This window comes from Nostoc sp. WHI, assembly GCF_015714725.1.
Taxonomy (GTDB): domain Bacteria; phylum Cyanobacteriota; class Cyanobacteriia; order Cyanobacteriales; family Nostocaceae; genus Nostoc.
Genome location: NZ_WBKM01000045.1, coordinates 1 through 15337, shown reverse-complemented (window position 1 = coordinate 15337; position 15337 = coordinate 1). Strand labels below are relative to the sequence as shown.

Here is a 15337-nt window from a genome sequence, read left to right as displayed (position 1 = left end):
CTCCCCACTCCCCACTCCCTAATTATTTAAATTAATTTGTTTTGCTAAATGTTAAAAATTATTGCTTCAGTTCAAATAGGTGAAACTTAATCTTCTAATGTAATATGTGAACAAAGCTTTTAGTTATTTAGCCTTAGTTAAGTTTCGTAAAACTTTATCAGAATCTAAGCTTCTGATCCAACTAGTCCTTTAATATATGATTTAAAGTTGTTAACTTTAATTAAGAATATGGAGGCCTTATAGTGGCAATTCCTCTGTTAACATATGACCCTTCAAGTCAAAACCAGCGTGTAGCTGCATATGAAGTACCTGGTGATGAACAGCCCAGGATTTTTTCTACAGACAATCTGCTTTCTCCGTCAGATTTAGGTAATCTGATTGAAGCAGCATATCGTCAAATTTTCTTCCATGCCTTTGCTGCCGATCGCGAACCATTTCTAGAGTCCCAACTCCGTAATGGACAGATTACAGTAAGGGACTTTATTCGTGGGTTGCTGCTTTCTAATACCTTTAAGAAAAGCTTCTACGACCTCAACAGCAACTATCGCTTTGTTGAGCATGTAATCCAGAAGGTTCTAGGACGCGACCCATACAACGAGCGGGAAAAAATCGCTTGGTCAATTGTAGTCGCTACCAAAGGTATTAAAGGTCTTGTTGATGAAGTGCTGAACACTGAAGAGTACCTGAGCAACTTTGGATACTCTATCGTGCCTTATCAGCGCCGTCGCATACTTCCATCCCGCGCTCAGGGTGAGTTGCCTTTCAACATTAAATCTCCGCGATACGATGCTTACCACCGTGCTAAATTGGGCTTCCCCCAAATCATTTGGCAGGTAGAAGTACGCAGATTTATCCCACAAGACCGAAAGCCCAAAGCTGGCGATCCATCTCAATTCCTGGGTATGGCACAGGAAATCAATGCAACTGGCAATACGCCACAGAGAATCTCGTCATTTAACATCGATATCGAAAAGTCTGTACCTTATCGGCAACTGGCAGGAATCAAGTAACGATTTTTGATCGGCGGCTGACTAGTACATTGCTTTGATCATTTTATAGCGTGCATAAGTCCTGGGTTATGTAGGAGTTTCATTTAGGTATAACTAGTGAAACAGACTCTATCTATCCCATGTCTGATGCACGCTAGTTGTTAGTTTTATAAAGTAATACCAAGTTGCGATAGATAGTATTATTTAGAGGAAGTAAAAACAGTGTGCAGTAATGCCTCGGAATTAGATTGAGATTATTCCTCACCTGGATTATGATGATGGCGATCGCACTTTACCTATTAAATAAATTTGTCTGCCCATTCGGTGCAGCTTTACCGAGATATATTTGCTTAGAACCCTTGGGAATAGAAATCCAACCAAGGTCTTGCAAACGATAAACAAGATTAGATATGGTTACACCAAGTTCCTCTTGCATAGCATAAAGATGTTTCCAGTTAGTTAAATCACGTCCTTTCCGTTTAGCTTCCAAAATTTCTCTAGGCATTAACAGACAGCTAGCAAAATACTGAGCTTGCCATTCTCGCCAGTCATCCTGAGTTTCAGGACGGCTCTTATAAATCTGCTCACTAACATTACGACATAGAAATTGCTGTTCAATTGAGTCAATACTTAGGGTTTGCTCTAACTGCTCCACAGAACCTCTGGCTACATCTTGATTTATATGAAGTATCCAATGTCCAATTTCATGAGCAATTGTAGATGCTTGAAAACCCTCTTCTTTTAATTTCTGTATGTTCTTGTTAAGTACTATCTTTGGTTCTTTTTTAGGAATTATTTTAGCTACTATTTCTCCTTTATCATCAGGAAGTATACTTTGCCAATCAATCATTATTCCCAAAGCATCAGCAGTACAATTAGCGTCAAAAGGCCACTTTGGAGTAAAATTTTCTGCCTTCATCCTCTCTAGAACTTCATAAGCTTTCTGCTCAATTTCTGTTTTAGAATAGTATCTATATGCCTTGAAGATGCTCACGTTATTTTTTCCTCACTTTTTCCTCATAAATAATACATTCTTGGCTGCTTAGGCTCTAATTCTATTTTTCCAGGATAGATTTGCTTAGAACCTTTAGGTATATAAATCCAACCTAGATTTTGCAAACGATAAATAAGACTGGATGTTGTTACACCAAGCTCCTTTGTGATTGCATAAAGGTGGCTCCAATTAGTTAAATCACGTTCTTTACATAATTCTTGTAGAACGTAACGAGGCATTAATAGACAACTAGCAAAATACTGAGCTTGCCACTCAAATGCTTCAAATTTATCAATTGGGCTACTAGCACTACGACATAGAAATAAAATTACTTGATTTTCATCATCACTATTTCCGTTAATTTCTTCTGATAAAATATCAGCATCTTCTTGGTTAATATGAAGTACCCAGTGACCTATTTCGTGGGCAATTGTAAACTCTTCAAAAGTCCCTAACATTTCTGGAAGACCTGAATTTACAATTATTCTTCTTTCTAATGGTAAAATTTTAGCTACTATTAACCCATGTTCATCAGGCAAGATTTCCCCAATATCGACGCTTAAATTCAAATAATCACATACCCTAGTAGCATCAATTGGTATTTTAATAGCATCATTATGCAAACTTTGCATATTCTGTAAGATTTCATTAGCTTTCCTTTCTATCTCCTCTTGAGAGTAAAAAATATAAGGCTTAAATAAGGTAAGTTTTTTTTGAAGCTTTTCTACTTTAGTTCTCAACTCCGCATTTTCTTTTTGTAATCTTACAATTTGCTCATCTCTTGCTTTAACTAAAGAATCAATACCCGGACTTTCCCTCATTCGACGAAATAAAGCAGGCATTTCTTTGTAGTTAGCCTTAACCATGTTCTCAAAAGCTTCCGAGTCATTTTGAGTCATGCGTCCAGCTAGATACATCACGACAAGTACGTAGAGTCCACCCCTACCTTTACTGCTAGCTCACGCTGACTTAATCCCTTCTTTCTACGGGCTTGCCAAATACACCTGCCAAAACTCTGACTCTCTTGTTTATCCATAATCATATTCAACTGCCTAACGCATTTCCTGAAGCATACATAATAATAAACCTTCTATCGGTTTGAGTCATAGTAGGCTGAAAGCCTTATTTTAAAAAGCTTTTTAGGAGTCGCTCGGCTATAAGTTACCCAAAATTTTTAGCCTTTGAATCACTCATAGATAATTTTCTCTGCTAAATTCTGGAACTTGACATCAATGAGCCAAAATTGGCTACCATTTGCCAGCTACAACTTATGGTTGCAATTCTCCCCGCCAATAGGGAAAGAACACTTACACTGTGACATGAAACGAGGTTTTACAAAAGCGCGATCGCGAGAACCTGCGGTTGCAGCAATCTTGGCAAGTGATAGCACTCCTGTGCGAATTGGATTACTAGCACAAAGGGGAGTTTATGAGTTTCATGAAAACTCCCCGATGTTACATCAAGAAGACGCTGTAGAACAATTGATAGAGATTCTGGAATTGCGGAAAGAGTCAGATTTGGTTCAGCAGCGAGTACTTCAGATACTGACAAACTACCAGCAAAATCCAATTCTTGCTGAGAAGAAAATTATTCAACTTAGCCGAGGTGATGAGGGTTTTCCAGAACCAATTTTAATTAAGCAAGGTAATCAGTCTTTTAACTTCTATGCTGCGATTGACTGCATTTTTGCCGAAGAAGATGATACTTTGCACATTTTAGATTTCAAAACTGGCCACTCTGATTTTGATCGGCGACAAGGGTATATTTACTTACTAGCAGCTAGTTATTTGTACCCCCAGCAAAAAGCTGTAGCGTCTTTTTACAACTTAGAAAGTGGTAACTGGTCAGAACCTATTGGTGCAACATCTAACACTCTTAAGGCTTTTCAGATAGAACTTGCTTTAATAGCTCAACGACATCAAGAAGATTTGAGACGCTATCGTAAAAATTCTGCTGATTTCAGTCAAATATTTCCCCAAAATCCAGGTGTAAGTTGTCGCTACTGTTCGTTTAACTCAATCTGTGAATTTACTATATCAGAGGTTTCTACATGACTAATGCTGTACTTAAATCCCCCCTAAAAACTAATGTATACCCAATATTTTTGTCGGAAATATTTTTACTAAAAATTCCTCAATCTAACTTAATCTGCTTTCGACTGACTCCCCGAGTCGATACTAAAATAGGTAATCGCTTCAGTTGGCGGTTTAGTCAGAAATTCCCTGATATTATAGTCATTTTTGCAGATGGGAATTTTTGGGTTTTAGCTAAACCCGATCAACCAATGCCAAATTTAGATGAATGGCGGAAAGCTTTAACAGAAATTCAAGACGACTTGAAAAAAGATATTGGCGATCGCACTTACTCAATTCAGTGGGTAAGCCAACCACAAATAACAGCTTCTATATTGGCTCAATTAGCTGTAAGGATCTTGAAAGTTAGACGACCTTTTTCATCTGATACTGTTTGGTCTGAAAATAAGGTGGTAGTCAAACGTGAAGTAGATTTTTGGGCAGAAATGATAGAAATAAAAGATACTTTACATCCGGCGATCGCTTTTACAATTCACAGTTCTTTTGTTTTCAAAGGTGATTTAGCTGAGTTTTACGAAAATCATCCCTATCGACAAGATCCAAATAAGCTTTTGATTGGCTTAAAGGTTAAAGATATTGAAAAAAAAAGCTCTGCTACAATTGTGGCTCTTGCAGGAACTTTTGGAGAGCGGAGAGAAGAGCTTTTTAAAAAAGCGACTGGAGCTATTAGTAAACAGAAACTTGAACCGGAAGCAGCACCAGATGAGCAACCTGTAGTAACTATTCAATTTGGTAAGGGTAAACAACAATATCCTTATGCAATGGCTGCTTTAATTCCCTGTGTTACAGAAGAAACTGCTGACTTATTTGAAGTAAAGTATAGTGATTTACAAAAGCAAACTAAAATTCCTTATCAAGAACGGCAAAATCGTTTAGCTTCATCCAAAGAAGAAGCTACAAATGCTTTAGCTGTCTATGGTTTTCAGTTAGCAGCTAAATGTATTAACAACGGAAAGTATCCAGAATTGTTCTTAGTACCTACCTTCAAACTTGAAGACACATTACTTAAATTTGGCAAGAATGTGACCCGAAAGCGAAATGAGGTTTTAAAGGGACTATCTACAGGTGGCGTTTATCGCCGTCACCAAGATTATCAAGATACTTCCAGAAAAATTCGCATTGCAGCACTTAAAATAGGCGATTTTAAAGTTGATATATCTTTTCTTAAGCAACTTCGACAACGCTTAAAAGACTATGACTTTGAAAGCCTTGAGATTGATGAAGATAGAAGAAAAGCCGTTTCAATCAATGGTTTAAGCAGTGCTGAAGCCAGAGCTAAAGTGGAGAAAGCCCTTGATGATTTAATAGCTATCCCTACTGATATTGTTTTGACATTTTTACCACAGAGCGATCGCCATACTGATAATAGTGATGATGGGAGCTTATATACTTTTGTTTCTTCAAGGGTACTCCGACGTAGTAACCCTGAGATAGTAAGCCAAGTAATCTATGAAGATACTTTGAAAAATCCTAGCAATTATAAAAACATCCTCAATCAAGTAATAGTAGGAATTTTAGCAAAGTTGGGAAATTCGCCTTTTATTCTAGCTGAACCTTTAGGGATTGCTGATTATTTTATCGGCTTGGATATTTCCAGAAAACCCAAAAAGAAAACCGTCGGTAGCAGAAATGTGTGTGCAAGTGTTCGTTTGTACGGGAAACAAGGGGATTTTATTCGTTATAGGTTAGAAGATGTTTCAACAGAAGGTGAAGAAATTGATAAACAAACATTAGAAAGGTTTCTCCCATCTGCTGATATCAGCGAAAAAACTGTACTAATTTACCGTGACGGACGCTTTTGTGGTGATGAAGTTGAATATTTGCAGAAAAGAGCCAAAGCAATTAATTCTAAGTTTATTCTCGTAGAGTGTATTAAGTCTGGTATTCCCAGATTATATAACTATTATCAGTTAGTTGTGAAAGCACCCACACAAGGGTTAGCACTTCGTTTGTCTTCTCGTGAAGTGATTTTGGTAACTACTAAATTACCCTCTGAGAATATGGGCTTACCTTATCCTCTACGTTTGAGAGTACATGAGAAAGGACACCAAGCACCTATTGAGGATGTAATAGAAGCAACGCTGAAACTCACCTTGCTCCATCATGGAGCGCTGAAAGAGCCACGCTTACCCGTTCCACTGTATGGATCTGACCGTATAGCCTATAGGCGGTTACAAGGTATTATCCCAAATTCGCTCAATGGCGATCGCCAGTTTTGGCTGTAGAAATAACCTAATAAAACTTACGCACGCTCTACGACTTCTTGGCGTCTTGGCGGTTCGATAAATTAAGCTTTTTGGCCATTTTTGGGTAAGTCCTGCCTAAGTGAGGAATGATATCGATCCGAGTTCGAGGCATCACTGCACATTGATTTACATCCCCTAAATAATATTATCTATCGTAACTTGGGGAAACTCGTCTTTTTAACATCTCCAAAAGTTTTGTAAAGTGGGCGGGCGGGGTAGCTGTCACCTCAATCAACTCCCCAGATAGGGGATGCTGTAATTTTAGTCGCCAAGCGTGCAGTGCTTGACCGGGCAAATTTACCCCCACTGAATGACCAGAACTATAAACAGGGTCGCCGACTATGGGATGACCTATTTTGGCGCTGTGGACGCGAATTTGATGGGTACGTCCAGTTTCTAGTTGAAAGTGAATTAAGGTGAAGTTACCGAGGCGTTCTAGTACTTGCCAATGAGTGACGGCGACTCGTCCGCCTTGTTCAACGGTTGTAATCGCCATTTTCTTGCGGTCTTGGGGATGGCGACCAATGGGAAAGTCAATTGTGCCACTTTCAACTTTTGGTGCACCGTAAACTACGCCCAAGTATTCTCGCCGTGCGGTTTTAGCTTTGAGTTGTGCTTGTAGGTGATGATGGGCAAGTTCTGTTTTAGCGATCGCGATCGCTCCCGTTGTATCCTTATCCAATCGATGTACGATTCCTGGACGTTGGACTCCCCCAATTCCTGGTAAATTGGGACAGTGTGCTAACAAGGCATTTACCAAGGTACCATCTGGATGACCGGGTGCGGGATGGACAACTAAGCCTGCGGGTTTGTTGAGAATGAGTAACTGGTCGTCTTCATAGAGGATATCTAAGGGGATATCTTCTGCTTGCAGTTCTAAGGGTTTGACTTCTGGTATTTCGAGAGTGATGCGATCGCCTAACTTGACATTGATCTTCTTAGATGTACAAACTTTGTCGTTAAGCTGGACATTACCTTGTTCAATTAACTGTTGGATGCGAGAACGGGATAAATCTGGTAATTCTTGGGAAAGGTAACGGTCAAGGCGATCGCCCAAACCATCGCTATTTTCTTGGATTTGTAAATTAAATTCGGTCACAATTACTTTAGATTAATTCCCCTTTATTTAAGTAAAGCGCGGCTTTGTTCGTTTTTCGGTAAACATCACAATTCACTATTTTCTGTCTGTTCTCTTACCCATTGCCGAAATGCTCTGATTGCTGAACTTGTTCCTGTAGTTCGTCCCATTTCTACAAATTGGGGGATCAGTTCAGTAATTGGAAAAGTAGGAAATGTAGGACTTGTCTGCGATTTAACATATTGTTCACCTTGCAGCAAGTTAATCTCTAGGCTTTTGTTTTCATACCGCCAGATTTCAGGTACTCTCAAAGCCTGATATGCACTAATTTTGGTTCTAGAAGTAAGATCAATTTCAATTGCCAAATCAGGAGGAGGGTCAACAGTTAGGTTGATCCTATCTTTCCCAATCATTAGCTTATAGTTTTGAATATAAAAACAATCATCGGGTTCAAGACCTGCACTTAAATCTTTTCGCTTAAAGGTGGTTGAACCTAGACATTCCCAATTCAGATCAAGTTCATCCAGCAAGATGATCACTAAATTTCCGATTATTACCTTACCTCGCTCATGTTCTGGTAATGGAGCCATAATTTCTAGCGTTCCTTGGCTGTATGCTACTCGACTTCCACGATGCTCTCCTAACTCATCAAGAATTGCTTCAAATACTTGCCAACTCACATCTTCCAGGATTATTCTTTCCCCTGGCGAAACTCGAATTTGTCTGAGTTGAAGTGTAACCATAAGATGTTAAGTGTTAAATAATTTATGAAGAAGAACTCAGGAGTTAGAATTCTGAATTCTGGTTTAACAAGTTCCGTGGGTTCAAATCCCCAGACGCTCCGATTAGCTAACGCTACGTTCGCGGAGCGCGCTGCCCTGAGCTTGCCGTTTGCGGAGCGTCTCGTAGAGAAGGGTCTCGTAGAGAAGAATGCAAAACTTACACGTTCGGCGTGATGAACCGGGAGGTTATCCATGACCACGATTGCTCCTTTCCATAACTGAGGCATTAAAATTTCAGTGACATAAGTGAGGAAGACATCAGTATTTGTACTACCTGGTATAGTCATAGCCGCAACTAGCCCATCAAGGTTTAAAGCTCCAATCAAAGACACGTTCCCACCCTTAGTACCAGGTATATTACCAACTGCTCTTTCGCCATTGACTGCTCTGGCAAACAAGCGTGACATTGATAAATTCAATCCCGCTTCATCGACAAATATCAGGTTTCTGACATCAATTTTATCTAACCAACGGCGATAGTCATGTCTTAACTCTTGTACTCTTGGGGTATCTTGTTCGCTGGCATAGAGACTTTTTTTTACACCGTAAACCTAATTTTTCTACCGCACGATGCATTGTTGTGATACTTACACTAGTCCCTGTGCGTTCTGCATAGCGATGCCTGCGGCGGGGCAAAGCCCAACGCATAATTCTCTTAGCAACAAATCATTCTTACTTTCCACCAAAGACTTGATCGTGCTGAGATGTTCATCCTGAATTATCGGCTTTTGGTACCCCCCACGTTGTTTTGCTTCAATTTGTCCACTTTCACGATAATAACGTAGCACGTTGCGTACAAATGACAAGCTGACCTTAAACCTTTGAGCCAGTTGGCGTTGCGAACCTTCCTTCTCTAACCAAGCGGCAATCACACGACCACGCAAATCTTTGGAGTAAGATACTGGCATTTAATTTGACAATCACTACCTGTTTAGCTTACCGTTTTTTGTGGTTCAATTACCTGAAAATTGCTGTAAAAACCGTTTGTAATGCCCAGGAGCGAACCACACGAATCATCTCCCTAGTTGACCAAGGATTGATATTTAAGAATCGGCTAATAGCACTAGGGGATTTTGTCTGACTATGTTCGGGTAATGGGTGTCCTTGTGCCTCTAAAAATAATGCCAGCATCGCTTCTAGGTTATCTTTCTGGTACTGTGTCGGCATCAGTTCTTTGAGAGAGTAAACTAGTTCTTGGGCGTGGGTAAGCATTGAAAAGTGCTGCTAAAGTAAATATATTTCACGCCTTTTCTCTCATGTTTTGAGTTTTAAATGCAAACATATCCATGTCTGAGGTAAACAGTAACTGCATTGTGGAATTTTGCTGCCTCTGTAATTATCCCAAAATTTTTGTTTTATTTAAAAATCTAGCTACTGATTTAAGTTTATTTGCCTAATGCATAGTTTTGAACTTATATATTTGCTTTTTACTGGTATCTACGGTTGGTGCAAGATGTGAGTAAAGGTACTTGTTCCGCCGCGCCTGTCGCTAAAAATGAAAAATCTCTAAATTCTGCGATCGCTAATCAAGCTCAGGGGCAGGGGCAACTGGGTTATTCTGCTTCGTTAAAGACTGAAAATTCAGTTTTGGGTGTAGAAATCAAAGCAGTTGATGAGGGTGAAGGTTCCGCCGCACCTGCCCCCAGTGCTAAAAAATGGTCGCATGAGGCGATTGTTACAAGGTCTAATCTGCGACCGAAGCGTATGCAGAAACTGAAAGTTGCAGCGAATTTGGGGGAAAATCCGGGGTTTGAGTATTTGCAAGAGTGTTGGAATAATGATCCGGCACTTGTGATCACAATCAAGAAGTTGCTGGCGAAGTTTCCACAGTGGGGTGTTGCGATTGTAGATGGGGTGTTGGTTGAGTGGGAAAGGTAAAAATCACACTGTCTCAGAATAGCGTGCAGCTAAAGCGATTGCCGCTTGACGGTTGTAGATCAAGATTCCCTTGCATTGATAGTGCCAAGCGACCAATTACTTTCTGAAAACGGGGACGCATAATCTGCGACTCGATCCCACCAGCGCTTTCCTCTTGAGAGCAACTGTTCAAGTTCTAAATGCTGCGGCTTCCAGTACTTGGTGCGCCATTGATTTGTCAGTGCCTCGATTAGTATCGCAGTCGGGTAGATCGGCTTTAGCTTTTCTTCGAGCCAGAGTATATAAACAATTGCGCTCCTGAAAGCATCTTCTAAACAATAGCTCGATGCTTCTAGAGTGTCTTGGAGTTGCTCGTCATTAAAATTTACGCCGAGCGATGTCTACGACGGGCTACGCCTACGCAGGGCTGGAGCGTACAAATCAAATAATTCTTGTTCTACTGAATCGGCAGACCAGAACCACATGAGAAAAAGAAAACTCCTGCTGGGTGGCTAAATAAAATTTAGCATTTAGCGTGGGAAGTGTTGATGTGGGAACAAGTAGCGATCGTTAATCAAACACAGGGGCAGGTAAAACAGGGTTATTCTGCTTCCTTATTGGGAGAAAACCAAGTCTCTGGTGTTGAAGTAAAAGCGGATCAAGAAAGCGAAAGTTCCGCGCCGCCCGTGTCACAAACTGAAAAATGGTCGCATGAAGCGATAGTCGCAAGGTCAAATGTACAACCGGAGCGGATGCAGATAGAAATTTTTAGTTCGCTTAAGTTTTATATTGTAAAAAAATAACTATTACCCTGGATTTCTCAGATTCATTATCAGGCAATTCTCTCTAATCTATCGAGTATTTATACTTAGTATATAGATAATTTGTTTTTTTAGCGTTCGCTTCTCCTTGAAAAACTAATTGTTTTGTACTACATTTTAAATTTCAAAATAGGGTTAATATTCTATTTATTTTAAAATGAGAATTGCTGACTAAAATCTGAAAGTTGTCCGAATTGTGCCGATATAACTTGTACTGTTGTTGCTATCGTGTTCTGGATTAGTAATCATTATTAATCCTGGAGTGATGGCAATATTGTCATCGACTTGGAAGCGGTAGAAGACTTCTAAATGGAGAGATGTGTCTGGATCTTTATATGCTTGATTTGCAACTTCTAAGTCATTGTTAGTAACTTTGGGTGGTTGACCAATCGCAATTCCTGCCATGCTGTTTTCTCCACCCAAATCAGTTAAAGCCAAAGTTACTGCCCAATTAAAAATATTTGCCGTTAGGTTGTTTGGTAAATCCATCGCTGTTGCATGGGTAAAGCCAACCCAACCAGAGACATTCAAGTTATTGTTAAGTGCGATCGCAGTTTGCAAACCAAATGAGTCTGCAATAATAGCATCACTCTCATCATTAAAAGGATCGTTGGCGCGGTTGCTCCCGGTTCCTGTGTCGATGCTGTTGTATGAGTGGATGTAGGTGAAACCAACCTTCAACGAGTCGCTAGGCTCGAGAGTTAGTTGAGCGATCGCTCCATATTCCGACTCACCAAATCCAATTTCTGGATCATCTGCATCGTCAACCAGATACCCCAAACTTAAGCTGATTGAGTCACTGAAATCGTAAACTAACCCCACTCCAGCGCCCCCTCCTTGGCGATAAATTGGGTTACGCTGTGTAAAACGAGAAATGGAACCACGACCACTGCTGCTGAAAAATGGATTCAGCGGATCAGAAAAATCATCAAGGTCGCCGCCTTCTGCCTCAAAATAAACGGTAGCTTGCTCTCCTATGGGAAGGCGATATTCTAAAGCACTCAATTCAAATTCGTTATCGCTATTGCTTTGAAAGGCTAAACGAGCCATATCAGTCCCCGTTGCATTATTTATTCTAGGAAGATTACTAGCTTGTAGGCGAATTCTGAGGCTGTCTTTGCCGGTGAAACTGGTATTGAAGTTCAAGCGTACCCGATTGCTTAAGGTAATATTACTGTCTGTGCGTTGGCGTAGCCCACCGGAGGTATCGCCAGTGCCATCAAATTTTTCACCGCTATTAACCCCAGAGATGGCAAAAACAACTTCTGCGCTGAATTTAGTAGTTGTAGAAAACGGTTGTATTGTAGACATTATCCGGTTTTCTAAATTGTCTAATCGTCCTTGTAAAACCTCTAACTCTTTGCCAAATTCAGCTTGCAAGCGCTGCAACTCTTCTAAGTCTTCCTGCTTGACTTCCTTAGCGGTTTCTGAACTTGTCAGTTCGTTAATACGATTGATAGTTGTGGCAAGATTGGCAGCAAATTCATTGCGAGTCATAGTTTGGTCGCCGTTGAAAGTGCTGTTAGCATCACCAGCAAGCACACCGTAGCGATCGCTTAAGGATTTGAGAGATTGAAAAGCTCGGTCAGTAGGTTGAATATCCGCTAACTCAGAAACAGCATTAATTTTGTCTAGAGAAACAGTGTTATCACCCAAAAGAGCAGAGGGAGCATCGTTGGCAATAACCTTACTTGTTAATGCAAGGGTGATTGTCAAGATAAGGAAATTGAGATGGCAAACATTCCAAAGATTTTTCGACCGAGATTGTTTTTTCATCCGTCCCGGAATGTTTTTTAGTGGCTGTAATAGTCTTGATACCATTGCACAAAGTGCTTGATACCTTCTTCTATTTGAGTTACAGATTTAAAGTCTATAGCTTCTATCAGGTCATCTATGTCAGCGTAGGTAGAGAGAACATCACCTGGCTGCATGGGTAGTAAGTTCTTTTTGGCTTGCTTACCCAGGAGTTTTTCGATGATTTCAATAAATGTCATTAACTCTACCGGGTTGTTATTGCCGATATTGTAGAGCTTGTAGGGCGCTTTACTAAGCGAGACATCTTGATGATTCCCTTGGGGTGGTTTGTGCATCACCCGAACTAGCCCTTCAATTACATCATCAATGTAGGTGAAGTCTCGTTGCATTTTGCCAAAGTTGTAAACGTCAATTGGCTGGTTATTAGCGATCGCTTGCACAAACTTAAAATATGCCATATCGGGGCGTCCCCAAGGGCCATACACGGTAAAAAACCGTAATCCCGTAGTTGGCAAGTTGTACAAATGGCTGTATGCATGAGCCATCAACTCATTTGACTTTTTGGTAGCGGCGTAGAGTGAAATAGGATGGTCAACGTTATCAGTAGTAGCAAATGGGACTTTGGTATTAGTGCCATAAACAGAACTGGAAGAAGCGAACACTAAATGACCAACCTGGCTATGGCGACAACCTTCTAGGATGTTGACAAATCCTGAGAGATTGCTGTCTACGTAGGCATAAGGGTTGTGCAAGGAATAACGAACTCCTGCTTGGGCTGCTAAGTGAACTACGCAATCAAAGGTATAATTTTGGAAGAATTCGGCAGTGGCAAAGCGATCGCTCAAGTCCAAAAATTGAAAGGTGAATCCGGTTTGGGGATAAAGTTGATTTAAGCGGGCTTTTTTCAAGCTGACATCGTAGTACTCATTCAAGTTATCGATGCCATAAAGCTGCATTCCTTCTGCTAGGAGACGCTGTGCTAAATGAAAGCCAATGAAGCCAGCAACTCCAGTTATTAGTATTTTCATAATTTGTTATTGGTCATTTGTCATTTGTCATTGGTCATTTCCCCAACCCTCCTCTGGTAAGGGGAGGGTGCCCGATAGCGCGGGTGGGGTATTTCTGTACCTCACGAAATTGAAATCTGCTGTATGTAGCTTTAATCTCATATTCGTTCAAACAAAATCTTGACTTGTTTTTTTTAATTTTAAAAATTTCGAGTTCAGAACCTCGATGTTGAACCTTTTAGCCTGAACGTTGAGCCTTTTAGCCTGAACGTTGAGCCTTTTAGCCTGAACATTGAGCCTTTTAGCCTGAACGTTGAGCCTTTTAGCCTGAACGTTGAGCCTTTTAGCCTGAACATTGAGCCTTTTAGCCTGAACGTTGAGCCTTTTAACCTGAACGTTGAGCCTTTTAACCTGAACATTGAGCCTTTTAGCCTGAACGTTGAGCCTTTTAGCCTCGACGTTGAGCCTTTTAACCTGAACGTTGACAAATTAAGTAATATTCATAGCTTGCAACACAGGGAAAGGGCTTTTTAAAGGATAGTAAACAACACTAAGAGTGTCGGGGATTAGTTGCAAGTACTGTGGTGAGGTGTTCAAGACGTGAGCCAGCATATTTTCGATGATGGAGGGACAAGCAACTACTAATCCGGTTGTGGGACGGCTTAAATCTATTTCATTTGATGGCACTACGGCGCGTTTAGATAACAGGTTTTGCTGCCAAATTGCGGGAAAATCTTGCCGTAGTACTTGAAGTTGCACTGTTGTTGGATGATATTTAAGCAGTTGCTCGGCGTTTTGTTGGGAACTGTCCAAATCACTGCTGAGACTGAAATCTATTGGTACTGTCTGAAGGCGTTCAGCTAGTTGATGAATTAAATGTGGCGCTGTACCTGTGGCTGGTACTACAAGTAGACGCAAACCTTGTTTGCCGTTTTTCAGTTTGGGGATGATTTCACTTAGATGAGTAGTAATATTCATTGCCTCCAGTTGGCCTTGCTGTTCACCCGGTGTAGGAAAATTCAGGATACTGATACCGCAGTTTGATTGCTGGAGGACATGGTATTGCTCACATTTCATAGCGATCGCAGTACTAATTAATGCCCGATTTGTGCCGCTATGGCTGACAATTAGGATAGTCTTACCAACATGGTGCGGTAAAATTTCCTGCCAAAATTGCTGGGCGCGATCGTACAAATCTAGTACCGGGAAGCATTGCCGCACAGATGTTGCAACGGCTACACCACCTGTTATTAACTTCCTTTCTGGCTGTGGTTCTGCCATTTGAAACTCATGGGGTCGCTCGTTCCAGCAGCGATAGTCTGCCGGAAAGTGTTCTTGTACGTATTTATATGTCAGCCCTTGCCATTTGGGGATATCGATTTCTTTGAGATGGGAAGATGTGAAGATTCTCTTCTGCTCCTCTACTTCCATCCCTTCTAGAATTGCAACTGTAGTTTCCTGAACTCGTTGGAGAGGACTTGTATAAATAGCATCTAATTCTATTCCTTTGAGAGCAACACCAGTTTGGTAAGCATCACTGCGCCCTTTCTCGGTCAACACTGAATCATCGCAACTTCCTTGATACCGTTTTTCGGCATTGTAAGTACTCTGACCGTGACGTACCAAAATTACACGAGTTATGGGCATAGGGCATAGGGCATTGGGAGTATAGGAGGGATGGGAAGCTTTTTTATAATCTCCCCACACTCCCTCAT

General features: G+C 40.8%; 16 protein-coding genes. 5 read left to right on the top strand and 11 right to left on the bottom strand.

Annotated features, from left to right (window positions below; all coding sequences use genetic code 11):
• Positions 1-242: 242 nt before the first annotated feature.
• Entirely contained in the window at positions 243-1010 is a 768-nt protein-coding gene (locus F8S12_RS04320) for a phycobilisome rod-core linker polypeptide (protein WP_196515045.1), read from the top strand.
• A 271-nt stretch (positions 1011-1281) separates the two neighbouring features.
• Here the strand turns inward: F8S12_RS04320 and F8S12_RS04315 are convergent, their stop codons facing one another.
• From F8S12_RS04315 to F8S12_RS41925, 3 genes are read right to left on the bottom strand one after another with little or no spacing between them, the layout of a single operon-like run.
• Complete coding sequence (locus F8S12_RS04315; protein WP_196515043.1) at positions 1282-1983, bottom strand: ImmA/IrrE family metallo-endopeptidase; 702 nt, start codon at positions 1981-1983, stop codon at positions 1282-1284.
• A gap of 23 nt (positions 1984-2006) precedes the next feature.
• Complete coding sequence (locus F8S12_RS04310; RefSeq protein WP_230967784.1) at positions 2007-2882, bottom strand: ImmA/IrrE family metallo-endopeptidase; 876 nt, start codon at positions 2880-2882, stop codon at positions 2007-2009.
• Between the two features lie 17 nt (positions 2883-2899).
• The gene (locus tag F8S12_RS41925; protein WP_331001347.1) at positions 2900-3019 is read right to left on the bottom strand and encodes a helix-turn-helix domain-containing protein; all 120 of its coding nucleotides are present in this window, start codon (positions 3017-3019) and stop codon (positions 2900-2902) included.
• 196 nt (positions 3020-3215) lie between these two features.
• Between F8S12_RS41925 and F8S12_RS04300 the strand changes: the two genes are divergently transcribed.
• On the top strand, positions 3216-4037 hold the full coding sequence (locus F8S12_RS04300; RefSeq protein WP_196515041.1) for a PD-(D/E)XK nuclease family protein: 822 nt from the start codon (positions 3216-3218) through the stop codon (positions 4035-4037).
• Positions 4034-6301, top strand: coding sequence for a Piwi domain-containing protein (locus F8S12_RS04295; RefSeq protein ID WP_196515039.1), 2268 nt, complete (start codon positions 4034-4036; stop codon positions 6299-6301). The genes F8S12_RS04300 and F8S12_RS04295 overlap by 4 nt, the downstream gene beginning before the upstream one ends.
• 166 nt (positions 6302-6467) lie before the next feature.
• Here F8S12_RS04295 and F8S12_RS04290 read toward each other — a convergent pair whose 3' ends face one another.
• From F8S12_RS04290 to F8S12_RS04270, 5 genes are all read right to left on the bottom strand, one after another.
• Positions 6468-7421, bottom strand: coding sequence for an RluA family pseudouridine synthase (locus tag F8S12_RS04290; RefSeq protein ID WP_331001346.1), 954 nt, complete (start codon positions 7419-7421; stop codon positions 6468-6470).
• A 65-nt stretch (positions 7422-7486) separates the two neighbouring features.
• Positions 7487-8143, bottom strand: coding sequence for a Uma2 family endonuclease (locus F8S12_RS04285; protein WP_196515037.1), 657 nt, complete (start codon positions 8141-8143; stop codon positions 7487-7489).
• Positions 8092-8589: a transposase gene (locus tag F8S12_RS42220; protein WP_196515035.1), complete on the bottom strand. Its 498-nt coding sequence runs from the start codon at positions 8587-8589 to the stop codon at positions 8092-8094. The genes F8S12_RS04285 and F8S12_RS42220 overlap by 52 nt, the downstream gene beginning before the upstream one ends.
• A gap of 180 nt (positions 8590-8769) precedes the next feature.
• The gene (locus tag F8S12_RS04275; protein WP_230967746.1) at positions 8770-9090 is read right to left on the bottom strand and encodes a helix-turn-helix domain-containing protein; all 321 of its coding nucleotides are present in this window, start codon (positions 9088-9090) and stop codon (positions 8770-8772) included.
• Positions 9091-9139: 49 nt separating this feature from the next.
• On the bottom strand, positions 9140-9394 hold the full coding sequence (locus tag F8S12_RS04270) for a hypothetical protein (RefSeq protein ID WP_196515053.1): 255 nt from the start codon (positions 9392-9394) through the stop codon (positions 9140-9142).
• Positions 9395-9637: 243 nt separating this feature from the next.
• On the opposite strand from F8S12_RS04270, the gene F8S12_RS40285 reads away from it, so the two are divergent.
• Both F8S12_RS40285 and F8S12_RS04260 read left to right on the top strand, forming a co-directional pair.
• Positions 9638-10060, top strand: coding sequence for a hypothetical protein (locus tag F8S12_RS40285; protein ID WP_230967782.1), 423 nt, complete (start codon positions 9638-9640; stop codon positions 10058-10060).
• A 527-nt stretch (positions 10061-10587) separates the two neighbouring features.
• A complete protein-coding gene (locus F8S12_RS04260; protein WP_196515033.1) occupies positions 10588-10842 on the top strand; it encodes a hypothetical protein in 255 nt (84 codons plus the stop codon).
• A 189-nt stretch (positions 10843-11031) separates the two neighbouring features.
• Here the strand turns inward: F8S12_RS04260 and F8S12_RS04255 are convergent, their stop codons facing one another.
• From F8S12_RS04255 to F8S12_RS04245, 3 genes are all read right to left on the bottom strand, one after another.
• The gene (locus F8S12_RS04255) at positions 11032-12681 is read right to left on the bottom strand and encodes an iron uptake porin (RefSeq protein WP_196515031.1); all 1650 of its coding nucleotides are present in this window, start codon (positions 12679-12681) and stop codon (positions 11032-11034) included.
• Positions 12654-13643 carry an NAD-dependent epimerase gene (locus F8S12_RS04250; RefSeq protein ID WP_196515030.1) on the bottom strand — a complete coding sequence of 330 codons (990 nt, stop codon included), beginning with the start codon at positions 13641-13643 and terminating at the stop codon, positions 12654-12656. Before F8S12_RS04250 ends, F8S12_RS04255 begins: the two co-directional genes overlap by 28 nt.
• A gap of 468 nt (positions 13644-14111) precedes the next feature.
• On the bottom strand, positions 14112-15337 hold a 1226-nt coding region (locus F8S12_RS04245; RefSeq protein ID WP_196515028.1), incomplete at its 5' end, for a histidine phosphatase family protein.

Excerpts from the sequence above, each read along its gene's own strand:
- F8S12_RS04300 (WP_196515041.1), top strand. The coding sequence starts at position 3,216 with ATGAGCCAAAATTGGCTACCATTTGCCAGCTACAACTTATGGTTGCAA.
- F8S12_RS04260 (WP_196515033.1), top strand. The coding sequence starts at position 10,588 with ATGTGGGAACAAGTAGCGATCGTTAATCAAACACAGGGGCAGGTAAAA.
- F8S12_RS04250 (WP_196515030.1), bottom strand. The coding sequence starts at position 13,643 with ATGAAAATACTAATAACTGGAGTTGCTGGCTTCATTGGCTTTCATTTA.
- F8S12_RS04295 (WP_196515039.1), top strand. The coding sequence starts at position 4,034 with ATGACTAATGCTGTACTTAAATCCCCCCTAAAAACTAATGTATACCCA.
- F8S12_RS42220 (WP_196515035.1), bottom strand. The coding sequence starts at position 8,589 with ATGTCACGCTTGTTTGCCAGAGCAGTCAATGGCGAAAGAGCAGTTGGT.
- F8S12_RS04255 (WP_196515031.1), bottom strand. The coding sequence starts at position 12,681 with ATGGTATCAAGACTATTACAGCCACTAAAAAACATTCCGGGACGGATG.
- F8S12_RS04270 (WP_196515053.1), bottom strand. The coding sequence starts at position 9,394 with ATGCTTACCCACGCCCAAGAACTAGTTTACTCTCTCAAAGAACTGATG.
- F8S12_RS04310 (WP_230967784.1), bottom strand. The coding sequence starts at position 2,882 with ATGACTCAAAATGACTCGGAAGCTTTTGAGAACATGGTTAAGGCTAAC.
- F8S12_RS41925 (WP_331001347.1), bottom strand. The coding sequence starts at position 3,019 with ATGGATAAACAAGAGAGTCAGAGTTTTGGCAGGTGTATTTGGCAAGCC.
- F8S12_RS04275 (WP_230967746.1), bottom strand. The coding sequence starts at position 9,090 with ATGCCAGTATCTTACTCCAAAGATTTGCGTGGTCGTGTGATTGCCGCT.
- F8S12_RS04285 (WP_196515037.1), bottom strand. The coding sequence starts at position 8,143 with ATGGTTACACTTCAACTCAGACAAATTCGAGTTTCGCCAGGGGAAAGA.